This is a genomic window from Nitrospirota bacterium (assembly GCA_016214845.1).
GTDB lineage: Bacteria > Nitrospirota > Thermodesulfovibrionia > UBA6902 > UBA6902 > SURF-23.
Window position 1 is genome coordinate 41,447 of record JACRMS010000026.1, and the last position, 22,091, is coordinate 63,537.

The following is a 22,091-nucleotide window of genomic DNA, read 5'->3' on the forward strand; positions in this document are numbered from 1 at the left end:
GTCAGGAGTTCTCTTTTGAAAGAAGCTTTATAATATGTTTAGCAAGAGTATCGTTTATTTCGTTGTGCCGTGGAACTGGCTGTGAAAACCTGGTCACAGGATTCTGATACCAATCGTGATTCCCACCATGTCTGATGAATATACAACCCATCCCCTCTATCTTTTTGATTAAATCTTTTCTCTTCACGAAACTTGCAGTTCGGCCACTTTACGCACACAGGGAATAGCGCCACTGGTTAAATCATTATAAATATCCTTGAGATTCTCTTTTAATTCTTCCAATGATTCTCCCTGCGTCATATAATCCGGATATTCTTCCAGGTAGCCAATCCACATTCCACCGTCTTGCCAGTAAACATATTTTTTTGTTTCCATTTTCAATACCTCAAACAGATTATTTATATAATATAATGGTGGCTTTTCCGGTAAAAATCAAGTTTATTTTATACATACCTAACCGCCTATACAATTTCTTGCAAGTTGTGTTCTGGCATAAATTACTTCAAACATTTTGTCAACTTAGATATTATTGCGCCTCTCTTAATTAGATCCTCACAATAAACTCCCTTATCTACTTTTTCTTCATTCGTCATAGATGCTACAGACCTACGACGAGTTGGCCAAAGTGCAGCTCTTGATAAATCTGCCTTACTGAAATCAGCACCAGTTAGACTTAACGCATCATATAAGTAAGTTCCTTCTAAGTTTGCTCCTATAAATTTGGAATCTGTAAGGTCTGCTCCAGTAAAAAAAGCATATTTTAAAATCGAAAACGAAAGATTGGCTCCCCTGAGATCTGCTCCATCAAAATGAATTTTCGAAAGGTCGGCTTTAACTAACCGGGCATTTCTTAATTTAGCATTTCTGAAGGAGCCATGATCTATATATGCTTCTTCGAGATTCGCCCCCACCATGATAGCATTATTAAATGATCCTCCATCTATATGACACTTAAGCATTATTGCACCTTCCATAATTGTATTATCAAACACCGAATAATCTATAAATGCTCCATTAAAATCGAAATCTTTAAAATTTGCGCCTGTAAAATTACAATGATCACACTGCCTATACTCCTTTATATAACTTAACGATTCTTCTAATTCATTTTGCTCTGCCCAAACCTCAGATGCAAAAATTAATAATAATGAACTTATCAATATCAATGATTTCATTCCGTTTTCCCTCCTGTTATTTCTTTCTATATGATTGCAGGTATAATTACGTTTAACTCTCTATGTCAAGGCATCTGTTCTTACATGCATGTAATCTTTCTTCAGTGGTGGCAAGAACATTTGACTATACGTATGAGCCGTGAGGTTAATATAGTTAATTGATATGGCTATTGTAAATAAGATTCTTAAGATCATGCTGAAGAATAAAGTAACGAGCCGATTATTCGTCAGCCTTAAGTTACAAGCTCTCAACCACCCTTTTGAGTTTTGCCTGGATCTGAAAAGCTATCTCGCTTAGTACCGGGTTCTGAATGGCCTGCATTGACGCAATAGGATCGATCGCAGCCACTTCAACCTGTCCCGCTGAAATCTCCTGCACGATCACATTGCAAGGGAGCATGGTGCCGATCTTGTCTTCAGCAAGCAGCGCCTTGTATGCAGAAGACGGGCTGCAGGCGCCGAGGATTCTATATTTTCTGAAATCAACATCCAGCTTTTTCTTCAGCGTGGCCTGCACGTCGATCTCGGTGAGAATTCCGAAGCCTTCCTTTTTCAGCCTCTCGGTTACCCTTGCAACCGCTTCATCAAAAGATGTGCTCAATATTTTATTGAAGTAATAGCTCATGCGTTCCTCCCTTTTTAAAAAAGTATCCCGGTCCCTAAAAACAACTGGACCGGATAAAGGGTTAAAATTAATATGCCGAGGCTGAAATGCAAATTCCTCCATTTGGGGTCAGGCCCCTTTATTTTCCTCGATATAAAAAATGTGGCGCTGATCAAAAGCGCGATGTCCAATCCGACGATGAAATGCAGAGGATATTTCATTAAATGTCCGTAGTCCAGATAGGCCAGGGTCACTCCGGCGAAGAACCCGGCTATGCCCATTACCGCAAGTATCGGCCCGATTTTCCTATGGCGTTTTATTATATTGAATTGCGGCTTGCCGCCTGCCTTTCTTTGTCTCCTGATCTTTAATCCGAGCGTGCCCTGGTAAATGAAAAGAAGCATCATGATCGTGTTGAAAGAGCCGTGCACAAGTCTCAGATATGCTATTGTCTGTTTGTCTATCATAGGATGTTGTATGTCACCCTGAACTTGATTCAGGGTCTCTCTATAGTTTTAATATTTAGATGCTGAAACAATACTGAATCAAGTTCAGCACAAGGTTCAGCATGACAGTTTGTTTAATAAAATTCTTTTAAAGTACTCTCTATTTTAGACATTTCAAATGATTGTCTCACGAGAGGATTATCTTTGATAGCCGGGACCCTTTCTTCTAAAACCTGCCGGTTGTTTCTGTAAATTATTCCAACCGGGATGCGGTCTCCCCATTCGAGCGCTTTTTGAAATGCCGCAATCCTGTCTTCCGGATTGTATTCGGGCTCTATGTTATAAACTCTCTGCTTGTACCAGTCAAATGTATTGATCTTGTTGAATGTGACGCAAGGCTGGAGAATGTCTACAAGGCTGAAGCCTTTGTGATTGACCGCCTCTTTTATCAGTGAGGTCAGATGTTTCATATCACCTGCAAACCCTCTTGCCGCGAAGCTGCAATCGAGAGCGACAGCGAGCGCCATTGGATTTAGCTGTTCGGAAAAAACCCCGAAGGGCTGGTTCTTCGTCTTCATCCCTTCCATGCTTGTCGGAGACGCCTGTCCTTTTGTCAGCCCGTAGATCTGGTTGTCATGGACAAAGAGTTTTACGTTTATGTTTCTCCTGATAGCGTGCATAAGATGGTTGCCGCCTTCACCGTAGCAGTCGCCGTCTCCCGCGACCGCCATCACAAGCATTTCGTGATTTGCGAGCTTTATCCCCGTTGCGACCGGGAGCGTCCTGCCGTGGAGGCCGTTGAACGTATTGCATCTCACGTAATGCGGAAATTTCCCGGCCTGCCCTATTCCCGATACGATGGTAAACTGATGGGGTTCGATGTTCAGTTCGATCATCGCGTCCTTGAATGATTTGAGGATACTGAAATTACCGCACCCCGGACACCACGCCGGATGCCTCCCCCTGTAATCCTGTAATGTCGGCATATGGGTCTCCTGTTTTGAATTCCCTCTTTTGTAGGGGCGGGTTTCAAACCCGCCCCTACGGAGGAGAAGGGATCGTCATAATGAATCTATTATATCTGTAGAAAAATTATAGAGGCTAAGAGGTGAGAATGCAAATAATTATGGTCCGTCTTTTTCGGCGGGCCTTTCGAGCACCTTCAGGAACACCTCAACTATTTTCGGATTATATTGAGTTCCTGAACACCGCTTGAGCTCGGAGATCGCATAGTCCCTGCCCGGTGATTTTCTGTAAGGCCTGTCAGCGGTCATTGAATCAAACGAGTCAGCGACTGAAAGTATGCTCGCGCAAAGAGGTATGTCTTCACCCTTCAGGCCGAAGGGGTAGCCTTTCCCGTCATATCTTTCATGATGATGGAGAACGCCGGGGATAACATTGTTTAACTGTTTTATGGGGGCTATTATATCAGCGCCCTGCCCCGGGTGTTTCTTTATAAGTTCATATTCTTCATCAGTGAGTTTGCCGGGTTTGTCAAGAAGGCCGTCGAATGTTCCGACCTTGCCGATGTCATGCAATATGCCGCACAGCCTGACGTGATTAACTTCTTTCTCATGCAGTCCCATCTCCCTTGCGATCTCCACCGCGTATTTTGTGACCCTTTCAGAATGACCTTTGGTCCATGGAGATTTTGCGTCAATGATCGAAATAAGTGATGTTGTTGTATTAATAAGCAGCTCCTGGAGGTCGTCATAAAGCTTTGCATGTTCAAGCGCTACGGTTATCTGTGAGGCGATCTTTTCGGCTGTGGATATATGGTCGGAAGTAAGTTTATCGGAATACATAGAGCCGATATCCAGAATACCTAACATTTCGCCTTTACTGATAAGAGGGACTATAATGGATGATTTTATCCCAATCTCAATCTGCTCTCTATGATAAACACAATTAACGCTGTCTTTGGAAATGTCAGGAATAAAAAGGGGCCCCCTTCCCTGCTCAATAATACTGAAATGAGAGGTCTCCGTATCATAAGTCCTGTCTTTGAATTTACCCAGCCCCCATTCGGCAACCGGGCCGTATTTATCACTCTCTTTAAGGAGAACAGCGACTCTGTCACACGTTATTAATCCGCTCGTCAGCGTAGTGGCTGTTTTTAAAATTGCATTTTTATCAATAGAAGACAGTATCTCCTTGTCAAGCTGTGCCATTGCGTTTATTGTTTCTATCTTGTTTGTTAATTCCACAAGCCTTTCATTAGATTCCTGGTAGAGTTTGCTGTTCTGAAGCGCAATGCCCAGCCCGCTTGCAAGGCCCTTGAGAAGCGCGATGTCCTTCTGATCTACCGGCTGATCGGAAGTATAAATACCGCATATCATGCCGCTTATCTTCCCTCTGAAAGAAATCGGGACCAGCAGCGCGCTGTTCATGTTGAAGGTATCAATCATGTCTCCGCTGACAAGAATGCTTTCTACTGCCTTGTCTATGATCACACCTTCCCCTTTCATGATAGTATCGATCGCGGGAAAGTCGCCCGGCCTTATCGTTTTTGCCGCTACCATTTCCTTCTCGGCAGGACTTAAGCCATACGCGCCCGCGAATGCAAAGCATCCGGCCTCATCATCATAAAAGTATAAGCTCATCCTGTTAAACTTCAGATATCTCGGGGCCAGGTCCAGCACATTTCTGACAAGTTCCTTTTCTTCAAGGCTGGTATTTAATGCCTCGACCAGCTCAAAAAGCGACCTGGATACCTCCGCCTCGCTCTTTACTTCATCATACAACTGCGCCAGCTTGTCCTCCGCCTTCTTGCGCTCGGTAATGTCATGGATCAAGCCCACAGCGTGCCATTCATCTTTGACCATAATTCCCGAGGTGGAAACTTCAATTGGAAATTCCGTCCCGTCTTTCCTTAAGGCGCTCAATTCAATTGTCTTGCCGATTGCAAAACCTTGTCCTGTTGTCCTGAACTTATCGAAACCATTCCTGTATTCTTCATGGTATCTCCGGGGCGCAATATACCGGTGCAATTCTTTTCCAAGCGCCTCCTGAGGTGTGTATCCGAATAATCTTTCAGCGGCAGAATTCCAGTAGGTAACAAGCCCCTTATTGTCCATAGTAATAATGCCGTCAACCGCAGTCGCTGTTATCGCGCGGAATTTCTCCTCGCTTTCATAAAGTGACTTCAGCGCCTGAGATAAGGCGTTCAGGGGGAATATCTTAATAATGAAATATCCCGACAGTCCAAGGACAACTCCAAGCAGTCCGAACAATGACGTATTCCTCAAGACCGGGCGCAAAGACCGGCTGACCTCGATCTTTGCAACGACATTCCCTGAATCAAAAAGCGGATGTGAGCGTGTTACGACTGGCCCCTTAACATCAACATCGTTGGACGCAAGGACTTCGTTATTAACGTCAATGATACTTCGGGCCTCGTTATCTCCCTTGGCAGTAAAGCGGTTGAGCGCTTCATTGAGCCTGTGCTGCGAGTACCGCCAGTAGGAGGGATTTGCGTTTATCAACTGCGTGATAAAAAACGCGTTGGCTTCCGCCTCAGTCTCAAGCACTGCGGCATGTTCCTGATAGCTTAAAACAAAATAAGCGGAAGGCAGCAGGACCGCCACCATCACTGACAAAATCAGGGCCAGGAGGCTTGTTGTCCTGATGACCTTGCTGGCGCTCGCTTTGTTCATTACTTCCCTGACAAAGCAAGGAACCCTGTTTTATTGAGGATCGCCTTGCCTTCTTTTGAATTTACGAACTCGATGAAATTGTTTGTGACCGGGATGCTCTTCGGGCCCTTAACAATAAAGAGAGATTTGTAATAAGGATACTTTCCCTCAGTAAAAGTTTTCATACCCGGTGCTACACCGTTCAGCGTCACAATGTTGAACGCCCTCTTTTCTGCTATGATCTGCCCGATCGTTAATGCTCCAAAAGAACCGGGTACCTTTTCCAATGCGTCAGCACAGTCCTGGTCCGAGGGGGCTATTGTCATCCCCTCCCGCGACATTGCTTTCCCTAACGCCTCTTTCATTTCCGGAGACATACTTTTCATCAAGTCGGTATCTGCATCTGTTTCAGGACGCAATATTATTCTAATGGGCGTGCCGTCAGGCCAGTTTTTCGTCTCGCCTGTATACATCTTTGCAATGTCCTTAAGCGTAAGATTTACAACCCCTGCTTTACCGTAAAACACAAATACAAACGGGGTCCGAGCTACTTCTTCATCTGCGGCCCCGTATATACGTTCAGCATCTTTTAGCTGCCTGGAGCTGAGTCCGAGATCCAGCGCTCCCGCATTGACCGCCTTTATGCCTCCGGTGCTTCCAAGGCTTGGAAGAATGACAATATTCACACCAGGATGTAATTTTTGAAAAGCATCTCCCAGTTCCTTAAAACTTCCTAACGCATTCCCTGTCCCGCCCACTCTGATTGTCCCATTGATATCTTCCGCGTAGAGGCATATGCTCATAAGCAATAGACAAAGAATAACTGTTGATGCAAGAACAATTAACTGACTGAAAATTATCTTTCCCGGATTAGCCGCAACTTTTTTACAACAGCGCATACATTCCTCCTTTGTTTTTAATTTTTCATTCTTTGTTGCAAACTGCATAACCCTATATAAATACTTTGCAAATATTTTATCGGAATACGTTTAAAATTTCTTAAGGATTTTCCTTAATAAGGCAATTAGATGTTTTAATTGATTGCAATTAAAGATTGGAGGCTTAAAGCAATTCGGAGTTACGTCTGTGATAGGCTGGAATTGATTTCTCTTAGTAATTCATCTGCTGTAAAGGGCCTTCCGTCATATTTATTAATCCTCTGCTTGAAGTCATATCCTGTTTCTGCCCTCATTAATCTTGCGAACTGTCCCGTCGCATTGTTTTCAATACAGATGGTAATCTTTGCGTTGTTGAGAATGCGCAGATAATCAAGTTTGTCTGTTGAAGGGAATGGATAAATTTCACTGAAGTGAAGCATGGCAATATTTTTTTCATTCGAAAACATATTAACCGCCTCTTTCATCACGCCGTATGTGGAACCCCATCCGGCGATCACAATTTCCGGTCCTTCATTACCGTAAAAAAAAGGCGGCTCAATCTCCTGCCTGATGAGAGGAAGTTTTTTGAACAGCCGCTTGTCCAGCATTTTCATCCTCGTCTCCGCGTCTTCCACGATATGCCCTTCTTCATCATGCTCGTCACTGTCTGTCACAACCAGATGTTTTGCATCGCCGGGGATTCCCAAAGGCGTCACGCCTGTCTGTGTAAACGCATGGCGTTTGTATTCAGGAAGGTCCTTGAATATATCTCCTCTCAATCTGTAATCAGCATATTTCATTTTGGGTAGATCAAATCCTTCAAATGTCCATTGCGAATCAGATAGGTACTGGTCAAAAATAATGATAACGGGTATCTGATATTTTTCGGCAATATCAAAAGCTTTATTAGTCAGATAAAAAGCCTGCTCAGGTGTTCCCGGCGCAAAGATCACCCTGGGAAATTCTCCGTGGGCGGTGTAAAGGGCAAACTGCAAATCCCCCTGCTCCGTCCTCGTCGGAAAACCTGTGGCCGGTCCGGGCCTCTGTCCAAGCGCGATGACAACCGGCGTCTCTGTCATCCCCGCGAGTGAAAGCCCTTCCACCATGAGCGCGAACCCGCCGCCGGATGTTCCGGTCATGGCCCTCACTCCGGCGAATGACGCGCCAAGGGCCATATTGATCGCGGCAATTTCATCTTCCGCCTGCTCGACAATAATGCTGTATTCCGCTTCATTGTCGGCGATGTAATTCATGATTCCGGTGGAAGGCGTCATTGGATATGCTGAATAAAACTTTAAGCCTGATGCAATTGCTCCGAGCGCTATCGCCTCAACTCCGGTTATCAGCAGCAGGGGCGAGCTGCCGTTCGCCCGCACATTGAACGAACACCTCTGACAATTCTTTATGGCAAACGCATGTCCTGCCGCTGCGGCATTGATATTGCCTTTTATAACGTCTTCTCCTTTTTTCCTGAAAGTATCTTTGATGATATCGAATAATATATTCAGCTCCATCCCAAGCATTCCAAGCACGGCTCCGGTTGCTACGGTGTTTGCCATGATCTTATTTCCGCCGTGTTCTGCTGCAAGGTTAGTGAATGGGACGTCGAAATAGCTGGGGGTTGGGGATTGGGGGTTGGGAGTTGGAATCGTTGCTGAATCGTAAATGATGAGGCCGTTTTCCGTAAGCTCCTTTTCATGCAGCAATATGCTTTCTTTGTCAAACGCAACCACAATATCGATACCGTCCCTCGATGCGGTAACAGGATTGTCGGCAAATCTGATCTGGTAAAAATTATGTCCGCCCCTTATGCGTGATTCATAATCCTGGTGTGTGAAGACGTGAAGACCTGATCTTGAAAACACCTTTGCGAGAGTATCACCAACAGTCTGAATACCCTGCCCGGCCTCACCGCCTATTTTAATTGAGTAGTCCATAGTTACCCTCTGTGCGCTTCATAAATCTCCTCGAACTGTTTATGTATCCTCCTGAACGCCTCAAGCATATCAGGGGCAAAATGTTCAGGCATGGTCCTTCCATCGCCTTCAGTTATTCTCCTGTAAACCTCCTCATGGCTCAAGGGCATCCTGTACGGCCTCCTCATCCTCAAGGCATCATACTGGTCGCAGAGCATCACGATCCTTCCTTCAATCGGGATGTCTTCCCCTTTTAATCCCCTTGGATATCCGGTGCCGTCCCACCTCTCATGATGGTTTAAAGCCACTGATGCGGTCAATTGAATATTGTCATAAGAAGACCCTGAAAGCATCTTCTCTCCTATGATGGAGTGTGTCCTCATCACATCAAACTCAAGGGGAGCGAGCGCGTCAGGTTTTAAGAGTATATTGTCCGGTATCCCTATTTTCCCTATATCGTGCAGAGGGGCGGCAAATGAAATTGTCTCAACGAAATCCTTCGGCATGTCAAGCGCCCCGGCAAGCTTGCTTGCGTAAAAACCGATCCTCGATATATGAACGCCCGTGCCTGCGTCCCTGTATTCGGCAATTACCGTTATCCTTTTTATCATTTCATTGCTCATATTTTTGACCATTTCAAGTGCGTTTGCCAGCTCCAGCGTCCTCTTTTGAACAGTGGCCTCGAGCATCTGCTTGTTGTTCTTTTCAGCCTGGATCAACTTTGTATAACGGACAGCTTTATCGACCGAGCAGATAAGGTGCGGCGGCTTGTACGGTTTGATTATAAAGTCAAACGCGCCCTCCTGTATTGCTGCGACCGCTATATCAACTTCAGCATATGCGGTCATCAGTATGACCGGGACTTCGGAATTGATCGCGTGGACCTTTTTTAAAAGTTCGAGCCCTGAAATCACAGGCATCTTTAAGTCGGTCAGGACAACATCGATTGTATCTTTCTGAAATTTGTCGAGAGCACTCATTGCGCTGCTGCGCGAGGTAACGGAATATCCGTGTGATTCCAATACCAGTGAAACCGACTCAAGAATATAAGGGTCGTCATCAACTACAAGAATGTGTGCTTTAATGTCAGCGTTCATTTATCGAGAACTTCTCTAAGCTTGCGTAAAAGGGCCGCGGGAGGCGCCGGTTTCGCAATGAAGTCAAGCCCCTCCGCAAGTATGTCCTGCTTATAAATGTGCTCTTCAGGATACCCGCTTGTAAAAAGAACTTTAACGAGCCTTATATTTCTTATCTTCTCATAGGCCTCTCTGCCGTTTATCCTCGGCATTATGAGATCAAACAAAAGGAGGTGGATTTTATCCCTGTACGTCATGAATCTCTCCACCGCGTCCTCTCCATTGACCGCCTCAATGACTTTATAACCCGATTCCTCAAGCAAATGGGTCGTGAGTTTTCTGACCGCGTCATCATCTTCAGCCACCAGTATTGTCTCTGTCCCCCCGGCAGGCGCCGCAGGCTCGGCTATTATTGCTTCTTTGACATCTTCCGCTTTTATAATTGGCAGGTAGATCCTGAAGGTCGTGCCCTTCCCCGGTTCGCTGTAACAATTTATGTATCCGCTGTGCTGCTTTACGATCCCATATACAATGGAAAGTCCGAGTCCCGTGCCCTTTCCGACCTCTTTGGTTGTAAAAAAAGGATCGAATATCCTGTCCATTGTCTTTTTATCCATGCCGGTCCCGGTGTCAGTAAAGGCTATAAGGACATATGCCCCGGGTTCTCCATAACCATGCATCCTTATAAATCCCCTGTCCAGGTGCACGATCTCCGTGCTTATGCTTAATGTGCCTCCGTTCGGCATTGCGTCACGGGCATTTGTCGCAAGGTTCATGAATACCTGCTCCAACTGGGAGGTATCAGCCAACACAGTTAAATCCCCGCCAATGAGTGTTGTCGTAAGCTCAATATCTTCTCCTATTACCCTGACGAGAAACTTTTCCACCCTCCCGATAACAGAGTTAAGGTTTACTCTTGAAGGATTGCTTATCTGTTTCCTGCTGAAGGCGAGCAGGCTTTGTGTGAGGGACGCGGCCCTGTCCGCTGAGGCGAGTATCTGGTCGAGATGTATTTTTAACGGGTCATCAGGCCTCATCTTTATCTGCAATATGCTGGCATATCCGATTATTGCTGTCAGGATGTTATTAAAGTCGTGGGAGATCCCTGCCGCGATCTGCCCGATCGCCTCCATCTTCTGTGCCTGGCGGAGCTGGTCTTCAAGTTTGCATTTTTCAGTTATATCATTGATGATCTCAATTACAGATACTATCTCCCCTGCGGCATTTTTCATGGGAAAGGATTTTGTCTCCACGTAAAAAGGATTGCCTCCCTTCTTGTGAACATGCAGGGCTGTGTGAGGCTCTCCGGTATCGAAGGTTTGTTTTACAACACAGTCCACTCCCGATTCGTAGCACGGACTTTCCAGGTAATGTGAAACTTCATAGCAGTGCCTGCCTGTGACTTTTTCAGACGGGAGACCTGTCATTTCAAGATACGCCCTGTTTGCGGATATGATCCTGTATTCACGATCAACGACAATAAAACCTTCATCCACGCTCTCAAGGATACTTCTTATGAATGCCTCAGACTCCTCTATCAGCGCATTCGCATCCTGAAGCTCCTGAATTTTTTTCTCCAGCTTGGTGGCAACAATGTTACTGTATTTCTTAAGATACTCTATGTCATCTTTGAGCAGTTCTTCTGAGACGGACGGTCCCTCTTTAAGGCTGCATCCCTCAATAATGTCTTTTACTTCACTCCAGAATTCATCAGGCTCTTTGGGTTTGGCAATAAACGCCTCCGCCCCGAGGGACATGGCAAGCTCGGCTTCCTTATTGCCGACATATGTAGCTGAATAAAAAATAAACGGGATCGATTTCAGGGCCTCATCTGTCTTGACCGCCCTGAGAAACTGAAAGCCGTCCATCCTCGGCATAAGCGCGTCCGCGATTATGAGGTCGGGTTTATGAACAACCGCAAGCTCAAGTCCCTCCACTCCGTCACTTGCCTCAATGACGGCGCAATTGCGGCGCTCCAGATTGTATTTTAAAAGTCTTCTGTCATCGTTGTTGTCGTCAACTATCAATATCTTCATTTTGCACCTTCAGCCCAATAGATTTGTGGATACGGTCTACAATAGTGAGGGGATCAATCGGTTTTTCAAAGTATGCGTTGCACCCTGCGGCTAAAATCCTCTCCATGTCGCCCTGCATGGCGAAAGAAGTTATTGCCACAACGGGAATGCCGCGCCCTGCCTCCATGTTCCTTATCCGCCTTGTGGTCTCAAGCCCGTCAATGCCGGGCAGGTTTATATCCACAATAATGAAAAAGGGACGCAGGCTCGACGCGAGCTCAATACCCTCTTCGCCTGTGGCTGCCGGAACAACCTCATATCCGCTCCGCTCAAGCGCGTAGGTTATAAGCCGCAGATTGTCCGCGTTATCTTCTATTACCAGGACCTTTTTCATCAATCCTCACTGGTATAATTATCGAGAACGTACTCCCCTCACCATGCCTGCTTGAAAAAAGTATATCACCTTTTAAAACCTCTGCAACAAGCTTTTTAGTGAGATAGAGGCCGAGACCTGTGCCGGGGATCGATGCCCTCAGGGAAGAATCAAGACGGACAAATGCATTAAACAGTTTCGGGTAGTCTTCTTCGGAAATGCCGATGCCGGTGTCCTTGACAGAAATCTCAACGAGATTTCTGTCTTCTTTTTCCCCAACCCCCAACCCCCAATCCCCAATCCCTATGCATGCAAGCACGCTTAAGCTTCCTCTCTCCGTAAACTTCACCGCGTTGCTCAAAAGGTTCAGCACGCATTGAAGCAGCCTTCGCCTGTCCGTGTGCATTTCCTGATGCACGGCTTCAACAGTCAGGGAAAGTCTTTTTTCATATATCTCTTTTGAAAAGGAGTTAACCGCCTCTTCAATAACATCGTGCAAATCAAAATTCTCCATAAGGGAATCGATTTTTCCCGCCTCTATCTTTGAGACATCGATAATGTCATTTATCAGATTGAGAAGATGCCTGCCGGATTTCAGTATCGTGGAAAGGTTCCCTTTTTGTTCTGCATTCACCGGGCCTGTCCACTCATTAAGGAGGATGCTCGAAAAACCTATTATTGAATTCAGAGGCGTCCTCAGCTCATGGCTCATAGAGGCGATGAACATGGATTTCATGCGGTCCATTTCCTTCAGCCTGATATTCGCCTTCTTCAGTTCTTCCGTCTTCAGATTCAGGTCCTCTACGATATTGACCAGCGCCCGCTGACTGTCATACAGCTCAGCAGTACGTTCGATTATGCGCTGTTCAAGCACTTCATTGAGTTTGCGTATTTCTTCTTCATCCCGCTTGCGATCGGTGATATCGCGGGCAGTGGCATACGTGATCCCTTCTTCTTTAGAATAAATTGCACGCCACGATAACCACTTGATAGAACCGTCCTTGCATATGTAGCGATTTTCGAAGTTAAGCGAATAGCCTCTCTGCAGTTGTCTTGCCATTTCATCAATGGTTGACTGTTTGTCCTCAGGGTGAATGAATTCTATGAACGGCTTTGCAACAAGCTCTGTCCCGGAATATCCCAGGGTCTCAGTGCAGGCAGGGTTTGTCTTCATAAAGGACCCGTTTGGATCCGCAATTGCCATCATATCAGCAGAGGTTTGGAAGAATCTATAAAACTGTTCCTTTTCGGTTTCAGCACGCTTGCGCTCGGTGATGTCCTGGAACGATCCGAAGAGGCGTGTGGCCTTACCGCCGGGCCCCATCTCCGCATAACCTTGGGCCCGGCACACCCGCGTCTCTCCGTCTGTCCGGATGGCGCGCAGTTCCATCTCATAAGGCACGCCTTCTTTTACAGCGGCCTCTACCGCAAGTTTAAGCTTCTCCATGTCATCGGGATGATAGAGCCTGGGATGTTCCGCAAAGGACGGCGCCCCATCGGCAGGATCAAGCTGAAAGATGTGGAACAACTCGTCCGACCATGTCACGGTGTCAGTAGCCACCTCCCATTCCCAACTGCCGACATGCGCGATGCCCTCCGTCCGTGCCAGCATGTCCTGGTTGCGCTGCAGCGCCACTTCTGCCTTCTTACGCTCCGTGATGTTCTGTGCTGTGCCGCGAAGTCCCCATATCGTGCCGCCCGCGTCACGTTTGGCTTCACCGCGGGCAACTATCCATCTTGTCGTAACAGTCGGATTTGCCAGTTCAAGATCAAGCTCGTACGGCTCGCCGGTTTCCATGGCCATCTTCACTGCGGCATCAAGCCGCCCGGCGCTTTCAGAGGTATAGACCTTCAGGTGCTCGATATAGTTGGGCGTAGGCAGTTTCGGGTCTATGTTATAGATACGATAATATTCATCAGACCACCAGATAGTGTCGGTCGTTGCATCCCAATCCCAACTGCCGATATGCGCTACGCGCTGTGATTCATTCAGTTCCGCCTCTATTTGACGCAGAACGCTTTCCGACCGCTTGCGTTCGGCAAGTTCGTGTTGCAACTGCTCATTGACATTTTGTAATTCGGCAGTGCGTTCCAATACCCGCAACTCCAACTCTTCCTTGGATCTGCGAAGGGCCTCTTCCGCCAGCCCGCGCTGATGCACATTGAGTCCGAGAATAATAATGCCGGAGGTCAGTATAATAATCACCAGCATGATGCTTGCAACAAGGTACTTGTGTGATGAAATAAAAGAGACCGGCCTGTTGACGATAACACCGCCTTCCGGCAACGCCTTAGAGGGGATCCAAAACCGGACAAGCTGGTTATAATCAAACATCATCCGCGTCGGAGGATTCATGTCAACCGGAATATTAGATGCCTGGGTCCCTGAAAGTATCTTGAGAGCGACCCGGCCCGCGTGCGCTCCATGAAGTTTTCCGCTGAGAAGGCTTCCGCCCACAATCCCGTACCCCAGCCGCTCCTGATGGACCCCGTAAACAGGCACAGGGGAGTTCGCGCTGAACAGCCTCGCCACATCCTCAGTACCTATTATTTCACCATCTTTGAACACGCTATAACCAAGCACAAAGACAAGACTGTCTTCAGATAAGCCCCTCAGTAACTGCGTCATTTCTTTTTTAGTCATATCTTCCACATACCGGAATGATACCCTGTCGAACATGCCCTTCATCTGCTTCTCCGCCTCTCTGCGTGTTGCCAGACCGGTGGAAGTATAATCGTGTACAATGAAGACCTCTTTTGTTTTTGGATGAAGCGTCAGGGCCACGCGCATCGTATCAACCGCATCGAGAACTTCCGCAAGGCCGGTGATATTTTTCTGCCCTTCAAGCATTTCCTTTTTAAAGTTGTTGATCCCGCAAAAGACAATGGATGAGCGTGGGAATAGCAGGGCACGGTACTTCAGGGCGAACTCAAGGGCCGGATTGTCCGTAACGATGACTACCGGGATTTCCCTATTACCGTATTTTAGTTTAAAAAGGTCCTTGACCAGTTCGAAGTGCTCATATTTAGGGTAATGTTTACAGTCCAAATATTCTACATGATATCGAATGTCTGGCGATGCCTCTTGTAAAACTTCAATGATTCCCGCCATCTCGTTGTCTGACCAGGTGTGTCCCACATGGTAGGAGTTGAGAACGAGGACTTCCCGGGAAGCCGTTACTAATGCTGTTGAGACTTTGGAAGTCTTTCTTTCTGCCTGACCGGTCGGCAGTTCTATATAAGCGGTTTCTTTCACTTGTCGGTATGAGCTATAAAGCAGTGCCAATAAGGCAATGCCGAAGAGCAGGCTTATAAACGCGACCTTCCGCGAGCAGAAAAAGACTGACGAAAGTCGTTCCGGAAAAGAATTCTTTTTTTGCATCACATCCTTATTCACTTCTTTTGTCCCTCTATCTGGTTCTCCAGTTCCTTTATCATCTCCTTCAACTCCGCCATCCTCAGCTCCCTGCCCACAAAGATTTTATTCATTTGCTCCAGCTCCGCGTTTTTCTTTTTAAGCTCGGCAGTCCTTTCTTTTACTCGCTGCTCCAGTTCTTCATTAAGCTTGCGTATCTCCTCCTCGGCTTTTTTGCGCACGGTTATATCGTGGAAAGTCGTGACGACAGCATAAGGTTTGGATTCTCCGGGCGCTATCAGGGGTTGAGAATTTATGGAAATCCATACAAAAATCCCGTCCGGACGGTGAATACCCATCACTACGCCGTATTGCGGCTCTCCTGTGCGCAAGGTGACCATTGCCGGATGGAGTTCCCCGGGGAACGGTAAGCCGTCTTCATAAAAAGCCTCCCACTGCCGGTCCCCGGATGTCAGTCCAATCATTTGTTCGGCTGACCGACCCAGAATTTTCTCGGCCACAGTATTGACGGCGATTATTTTTCCACTTGCTGCCTGGAACACAACACCTTCAGCCATTGCAGAGACAACTGAACGGTACATCTCTTCGCTCTCCCTTAATCTTTGCTCGGCTATTCTCTGGCCGGTGACATCATAAATGGCTCCCTGTACATAAACTGGTCCACTTGAACTGTCACAGATATTTTTTATAAGTTCGTGGACCCATTTTGTGCTTCCATCCTTCAGGATGATGCGATATTCCCTTTCATCAGAGTAACCGGGAACAGAACGGATATTTTGAAAACTTTCCTGCAATTTTTTAAAATCATCCGGGTAGATAATCTGGTCCCAGCGTACTTTGCCTGAGATGAATTCTTCTTTTTCATATCCGGTGATCGCATTGACAGATCCTTCAAAAAAAACAGGTATAAAATCCATTTTACCGAAGAACGCGATCCCCTGAAAATTTTCCAGGAACTCTCGTAAACGTGTTTCACTTTCCTGCAATGCCTTCTTAGCCTGCTTGCTCTCGGTGATATCCGCGCCAAAGGAGATGGTAATAATTTTCTCGTCAGGGGTAGAGATCGCGCTGTTCTGCCAGGAAATAAAACGCTCCTCACCTGTTTTTGTCAGGATCGGATTTTCAAGAGTTGTCGGCATACTACCGATTTTTTCCTGATAACTCCGGAAGGTTTCCCACACATCGGGATAGCGGTCTTTGGGGACAATCTTCTCGAACCAGTCAATACCGGTCAGTTCCTCGATGGTATAACCGGTAATTTTCTTCGCGGTATTGTTGAACATTTTTAGATGGCCTGAGGCGTCAAGCCCTATGATCATCACATTTGCCGATGAGATGAGTTGTTGAATGTATTCATAAGAATTACGCAGCTCCTCTTCCGATTGCCTGCGGACTTCCGCCTCCCGTTTTAACTTCCGCATCATATAGGCCATTGCGAACAGGAATGCCAGGCAGATAAACTCCAATATCCGCAGGCTCCGCTCAAGCGCCCCCGGGCCGTACCCGTTAAATTGCAGCATAATCCCGCTGCCCGGCGGATCCAGAGAAACCCGGTGGACCAGACTTTCATCCACTGTGCCCGTCGGCTGCATCTCCAAAAGTACCTTCCCCGAGGCATCCACCAGTCTGACATTATTTGTCTTGAGCGCTTGAGGGCTGACAAGAGAATGCAGCATCTTCTCGAAGGAATATATACCGCCGAACAAACCAAGAAAGACGTTATCATGAAAGATCGGCACCCATAACTCGAAGGCAAGCCCGCCCTGAATGACCTCGAACGGACGTGTGTAAACGGGCTGCCGCTTTTCCATGGCCAGACGGGAGGCGCGCTTCGGTTCCGGCAGGTTGAGTCTTAGTCCCACTACCTGCTTATTGGGAGCGATAGGCGCTACATCAGTAATAAGATAATCTGCATCCACCCAGTTAATACAAATCATTTCCGGGTGGTCCGTCACATAACGCGAGGCCCGCTCCTGAAATGACCGGGCAGTCATGGCCCCATCGCCGCCCTCTTTTGCCAGCATAAGCAAATAGTCCTCGTTCCCTTTCAGCCGCAGGCGTATACTCTCGGCGGTTGATTCTGCATTGCCGACAAGCTGGTTCTGTTTTGTCGTATAGGTGTTTTTCTGGATGAGCCAGAAGAGCGTTACGAAAAGGAATATTAGTGAACAGAGAAAAACCGCGGGACCGAACCATGAGGTGCGGCCTTTCGCCTGTTTATAGTCAGAAGTGACATCTGTTTTGGTGTTATCGGAAACTCCCATGGCAATATGTATCCCCAATTATAAAGATCAGCGGCATTAAGTCAAGAATCTGCGATAGAGTTGGCAGCAACTAAGATTCTAAAATAACAATCTCATTGTAAATTTATGACCCTCCCTTTATTCAATGCGTTGTCTAACTCTGCGATCTTTTCCTTCAGCTCTATCATCCGCAGTTCTCTGCCCACGAACAATTTATTTAAACGTTCCAGCTCCGCATTCTTCATTTCGAGCTCTGCTGTCCTTTCTTTCACCCGCTGCTCCAGTTCTTCATTGAGCTTGCGGATCTCTTCTTCCGCCTTTTTGCGTTCAGTGATATCACGGGTGATCGTCGAGGCGCCGACGATCCTGCCTTCCGTATCTTTAATAGGCGAAATGGTCAGCGATACGCTGATCATCTGGCCGTCCTTTCTTTTCCGCTCGGTCTCGTAATGTTCAATATACTCACCACGGCTGAGTTTATCGATAATTTGCAGCTCTTCTGCTTTGCGCTCATCGGGGAAGAGGATCGTTATGAGTTTACCGATAATTTCATTCTCACGGTAGCCGTATATTTTTTCCGCGCCGCGGTTCCAGCTTGTTATTTTCCCGTCAAGGGTCTTCCCTATGATCGCGTCACTGGAATATTGCACAATGGAGCTGAGAAGATGCGATACTTTCTCTGCCTGCATGCGCTCCGTGATATCGCGCGCGGCCGCAAATACTCCCACAATTTCTCCGGCCGCGTCCCGGTATACAGAGGCATTGTATAATACTGACGTTATATGCCCGTCCCTGTGCTGGATCTCCAGCGGATAGTCACGCACCTTGCCTTCCTGAAAGACCTTCCGGTATCCTGCACGGGCCTTCTCAGGCTCTGTGAAATATTCTGAGAAGTCAGCGCCGATCAACTTCTCCCTGACGTAACCTGTTACTGCCTCTGTCGCGGCATTCACATCGGTGATCTTGCCGTCCGGTCCGATAGTAACCAGCGGATCAAGGCTGGCCTCGATCAAGCTCCTGTTATAAGCTCCGGCCTCATGCATTAACTTTTCAGCCCGTCTGCGCTCTGTAATATCCAGATTGTATTCAATGACCTGGATGATATTCCCCCCGCTGTCAAAGACGGGATACCCGTGAATCTCTATAATTCTGGGAGTCCCATCCTTATCATAGTGTATGTGTTCGACGGTTTCTGATTTTCCCGTTTCTTTTATTTTCTTGATCACGCAAGGATGGTCTTTGTCATCGCACGGTTCTTTTTTCTGATGGCTTAATGCATAACACGTTGTCTTACCGGGAACTCTGATTGCCCGTGCCGCTGAATTTGCAAGCCTGACTGTATAATCATTAGCATCAATGACATAGAAGGGATGAGTCACTGCTTCAAGTATATTATTCAGGAGTTCATTTTGCTGCATGATCTGCTGCTCCGCCTTTTTGCGCTCAGTGACATCTTCAAGAGAAAAGACCAAAAATTCCACTTCATTTTGATTGTCTAAAAGGGGGGTCAGGTTCCAATTCCAGTAAGTCACGCCCCATTCGGGATGATCTGGATAGACAAAAGGTCTTGCGATTGTTTGATAAGGGGTTTTTGTCTCAACTACCTGTTCAAATATCGCCTTGGCATCTGAAGGGTAAAATTCGAAATGGTTGTGCCCGGGGAATTCCGAGACATCCCGTTGACCTGCTTTAGCATAAGCCTCGTTAACCCTGATGAAATTAAATTTTCTGTCGAGAATTACTAACGGAGTAATCGTGTGACTGAAAAAAGCTTCTAAAATCCTCGATTGTTCGATCAGTGTCTTCTCCGCTTTCTTGCGTTCCGTGATGTCCTGATTGACGATGATCGTTCCCATTATCTCATCCTGTTCATTCCTGATAGGCAGGGCGGAATTGAGAATGATCTTGCGGCTCCCGTCAAAACATTCGATCTCCACTTCCTCCTCGATAGATGTTTCTCCTTTTTCAATTGCCCGCGCAGCAGCCCATTCATCAGGCTCAATTTTCTTCCCGGTATCCAGCCACCAGCCTTTATACTCGCCGTATTTTTCAATTCCGATGTACCGGGCGCCCTCCCATATCCTTTTGCTTGCTGAATTGCCTTGCACGATATTGCCGTCCTTGTCCGTTATCCAGACACCAACGGGCAATATCTCAAGGACTTTCCGCAGCAGCTCTTCGCTCTGTCCGGGTTCGCCCTCTGCGTTTTTGTCTTGTGACATATTCAGCCCTCCGATTAAATGTTATCTTATTTAATCCCGTTGTCAATCTTCATTTATTTATATTGAAATTACAGGGGTGCGAAGGTGGATACGTCCCGGGAAGTCTCCGAAAATGTGCAAGGGAGACGATAAGTATGCCTCAGATATTTCTTTTGATTAGTAAAGACTTGAGAGCAGCCGAATCAGAAACAGGCTCGTAGCAAACATTTTTCTTGCAGGGGACAACATAACCTTTATCATCTCCGTAAACAATAATTTTATGCGGGTTGGGTGATGATAAAGCGGCGGATGACAGGTCGGATGACGCCGGCGTATTGAGCGTGAGTTTGACTGAATTAAAGAAGGCGTCAAGAGCGCAGAAATAATATCCTGAATGAATGCCGATATTCTTTGCCTTTGACGAAAATAATTTTAAAGCCTTTTCCGCATAGCGAAGATACCCGTCATTATTAATCATGAAGGACAGCTTGAGCATCTGTATTATAAGAATTGAATTCGCCGATGGGTGCGGTATGTCCTCAATGCCTTTTATCTTCATTCCGAGAAGGTGCTCATCCGTATCAAAAAAACCGCCATCTTCACTGTCCCATAAATTTTCCATGCACAATTTCATGAGTCCATCCGCCTGCTTAAGGTATGAGGCTTTGCCTGTAACTTCATATGCTGAGATCAGGGCGTCTATAATATATGCGTAGTCATCCAGCAGGGCTTTTACCCCTTCAGTGTGGAAGAGCCTGTTTTCAATAAAGCGCAGCTTCATTATTTTCTCAAGGCTCTTAAGTGCGAATTCCTTCAGACTATCGTCTTTGAACACCTTATAACCAAGTAAAAAAGCAGATATCAGCATCCCGTTTACTGACGTGTAGAATGTCTTATCGATAAAAGGTGTCTGCCTCTGATTTCTTTCTTTAAGCAATTTTGATTTCCCGCTTTTGATTATCGCTGAAACTTCCTTTACGTCCTTTCCGGTTTTTCCGGCAATTTCTTCTGCGCCCATTGCGACAAACAAAACTTTCTTGGATTCGTCATGATGCATCGCCCCGGCGTCGTTCATCCAATAAAGGGAGAGCACCTTGTACTCTTCGTCATTGAGCGTTTTCCTGAACTCATCGTCCGTCCATGTAAAATATCCGCCTTCATCAGCAGGAGTGACATCGGCATCCTGGCTGACATAAAATCCGCCGTCGGGATTTGACAGAACGTCACGGATGAAATTAAGCGTCCCCTTTGCAACCTCGCTGAAAAGCCCATCACCAAAAACAGAATACGCGTTTATGTAATTCCTGAGAAGCCATGCGTTGTCGTCCGACATTTTTTCAAAGTGCGGGATTATCCAGGCCTTGTCGGTTGAATACCTGTGAAACCCTCCGCCGGTCTGATCGTAAAATCCGCCAAGCGCCATTGCTTCGAGAGTTTTCCTGACAGTGTATCCTGCGGATTCATTATTAGACAGGACATATCTGCCGAGAAGAAACTCCAATGCGCCGGGCATCGGGAATTTCGGCGCAGTGCCAAAGCCCCCATTCTGCGGGTCGAATTCAGAGAGCATGTCCGTCACTTCGCCGTCAAGGAGGGACTCGTTTATGTCGCCTGCCAATACCGGCGCGGTTTTTAAAGCGTTCATCAGCTTCTCAGTGTATTCGGAGATATCGTCTTTCTGCCTCCGGTAAAGCTCATCGACCGCCCTCAATACTTTTTTGAAGCTTGGCCTGCCGAGTTTTTCTTCAGCCGGGAAATACGTCCCGCCGAAAAAAGGGACTTTGTCCGGAGTGAGAAAGACGCTGAGAGGCCATCCGCCGCCTGAGCCCATTGCCGCGACCGCGATCTGGTATCTCCTGTCTATGTCCGGGCGTTCGTCCCTGTCGAGTTTTATGCTTATGAAATTATCATTAAGGAGTCCGGCGATCTCGTCATCATAAAAACATTCCTCCGCCATCACATGACACCAGTGGCACCATACTGCGCCGGAGCTTAAAAATATTGGTTTGTCTTCAAGCCTTGCCTTCTCAAAAGGCTCCTCAGACCATGGATACCACTCGATCTTTTGGCTGGCGGAATGTTTCAGGTAAGCGGACTTTTCTTTGGAGAGCCTGTTCATCGCAGATTTTCTTCAACAAGTAAAACCACTGAGG

Annotated in this window: 16 protein-coding genes; all 16 read right to left on the reverse strand. The window is 46.7% G+C overall.

Annotated features, from left to right (window positions below; all coding sequences use genetic code 11):
* Nucleotide 1: 1 nt before the first annotated feature.
* The 16 genes from HZB61_07940 to HZB61_08015 all read right to left on the reverse strand — a co-directional run bounded on the left by HZB61_07940 (nt 2) and on the right by HZB61_08015 (nt 22,057).
* Nucleotides 2-187 carry a type II toxin-antitoxin system HicA family toxin gene (locus HZB61_07940; protein MBI5056528.1) on the reverse strand — a complete coding sequence of 62 codons (186 nt, stop codon included), beginning with the start codon at nt 185-187 and terminating at the stop codon, nt 2-4.
* Nucleotides 184-375: a type II toxin-antitoxin system HicB family antitoxin gene (locus HZB61_07945; protein MBI5056529.1), complete on the reverse strand. Its 192-nt coding sequence runs from the start codon at nt 373-375 to the stop codon at nt 184-186. The genes HZB61_07940 and HZB61_07945 overlap by 4 nt, the downstream gene beginning before the upstream one ends.
* A 122-nt stretch (nt 376-497) precedes the next feature.
* On the reverse strand, nt 498-1,175 hold the full coding sequence (locus tag HZB61_07950; GenBank protein ID MBI5056530.1) for a pentapeptide repeat-containing protein: 678 nt from the start codon (nt 1,173-1,175) through the stop codon (nt 498-500).
* A 238-nt stretch (nt 1,176-1,413) separates the two neighbouring features.
* A complete protein-coding gene (locus tag HZB61_07955) occupies nt 1,414-1,800 on the reverse strand; it encodes a DUF302 domain-containing protein (protein MBI5056531.1) in 387 nt (128 codons plus the stop codon).
* A gap of 14 nt (nt 1,801-1,814) precedes the next feature.
* On the reverse strand, nt 1,815-2,246 hold the full coding sequence (locus HZB61_07960) for a DUF4079 domain-containing protein (GenBank protein ID MBI5056532.1): 432 nt from the start codon (nt 2,244-2,246) through the stop codon (nt 1,815-1,817).
* 113 nt (nt 2,247-2,359) lie between these two features.
* Nucleotides 2,360-3,211, reverse strand: coding sequence for a 2-oxoacid:ferredoxin oxidoreductase subunit beta (locus HZB61_07965; protein ID MBI5056533.1), 852 nt, complete (start codon nt 3,209-3,211; stop codon nt 2,360-2,362).
* Nucleotides 3,212-3,349: 138 nt separating this feature from the next.
* Entirely contained in the window at nt 3,350-5,881 is a 2,532-nt protein-coding gene (locus HZB61_07970) for a PAS domain S-box protein (GenBank protein ID MBI5056534.1), read from the reverse strand.
* Nucleotides 5,881-6,759 (reverse strand): substrate-binding domain-containing protein, encoded by an 879-nt coding sequence (locus HZB61_07975; protein ID MBI5056535.1) that lies wholly within the window; start codon nt 6,757-6,759, stop codon nt 5,881-5,883. The genes HZB61_07970 and HZB61_07975 overlap by 1 nt, the downstream gene beginning before the upstream one ends.
* A 179-nt stretch (nt 6,760-6,938) precedes the next feature.
* Nucleotides 6,939-8,675: a 2-oxoacid:acceptor oxidoreductase subunit alpha gene (locus HZB61_07980; protein MBI5056536.1), complete on the reverse strand. Its 1,737-nt coding sequence runs from the start codon at nt 8,673-8,675 to the stop codon at nt 6,939-6,941.
* A gap of 2 nt (nt 8,676-8,677) precedes the next feature.
* Nucleotides 8,678-9,751 carry a response regulator gene (locus HZB61_07985; GenBank protein ID MBI5056537.1) on the reverse strand — a complete coding sequence of 358 codons (1,074 nt, stop codon included), beginning with the start codon at nt 9,749-9,751 and terminating at the stop codon, nt 8,678-8,680.
* On the reverse strand, nt 9,748-11,766 hold the full coding sequence (locus tag HZB61_07990) for a response regulator (GenBank protein MBI5056538.1): 2,019 nt from the start codon (nt 11,764-11,766) through the stop codon (nt 9,748-9,750). The genes HZB61_07985 and HZB61_07990 overlap by 4 nt, the downstream gene beginning before the upstream one ends.
* Nucleotides 11,747-12,139: a response regulator gene (locus tag HZB61_07995; GenBank protein MBI5056539.1), complete on the reverse strand. Its 393-nt coding sequence runs from the start codon at nt 12,137-12,139 to the stop codon at nt 11,747-11,749. The genes HZB61_07990 and HZB61_07995 overlap by 20 nt, the downstream gene beginning before the upstream one ends.
* Nucleotides 12,111-15,500: a PAS domain-containing protein gene (locus HZB61_08000; protein ID MBI5056540.1), complete on the reverse strand. Its 3,390-nt coding sequence runs from the start codon at nt 15,498-15,500 to the stop codon at nt 12,111-12,113. The genes HZB61_07995 and HZB61_08000 overlap by 29 nt, the downstream gene beginning before the upstream one ends.
* A gap of 11 nt (nt 15,501-15,511) precedes the next feature.
* Entirely contained in the window at nt 15,512-17,758 is a 2,247-nt protein-coding gene (locus HZB61_08005) for a PAS domain S-box protein (GenBank protein ID MBI5056541.1), read from the reverse strand.
* A gap of 92 nt (nt 17,759-17,850) precedes the next feature.
* Nucleotides 17,851-19,959: a PAS domain S-box protein gene (locus HZB61_08010; protein ID MBI5056542.1), complete on the reverse strand. Its 2,109-nt coding sequence runs from the start codon at nt 19,957-19,959 to the stop codon at nt 17,851-17,853.
* A 139-nt stretch (nt 19,960-20,098) separates the two neighbouring features.
* Complete coding sequence (locus HZB61_08015; protein MBI5056543.1) at nt 20,099-22,057, reverse strand: thioredoxin domain-containing protein; 1,959 nt, start codon at nt 22,055-22,057, stop codon at nt 20,099-20,101.
* Nucleotides 22,058-22,091: the final 34 nt, after the last annotated feature.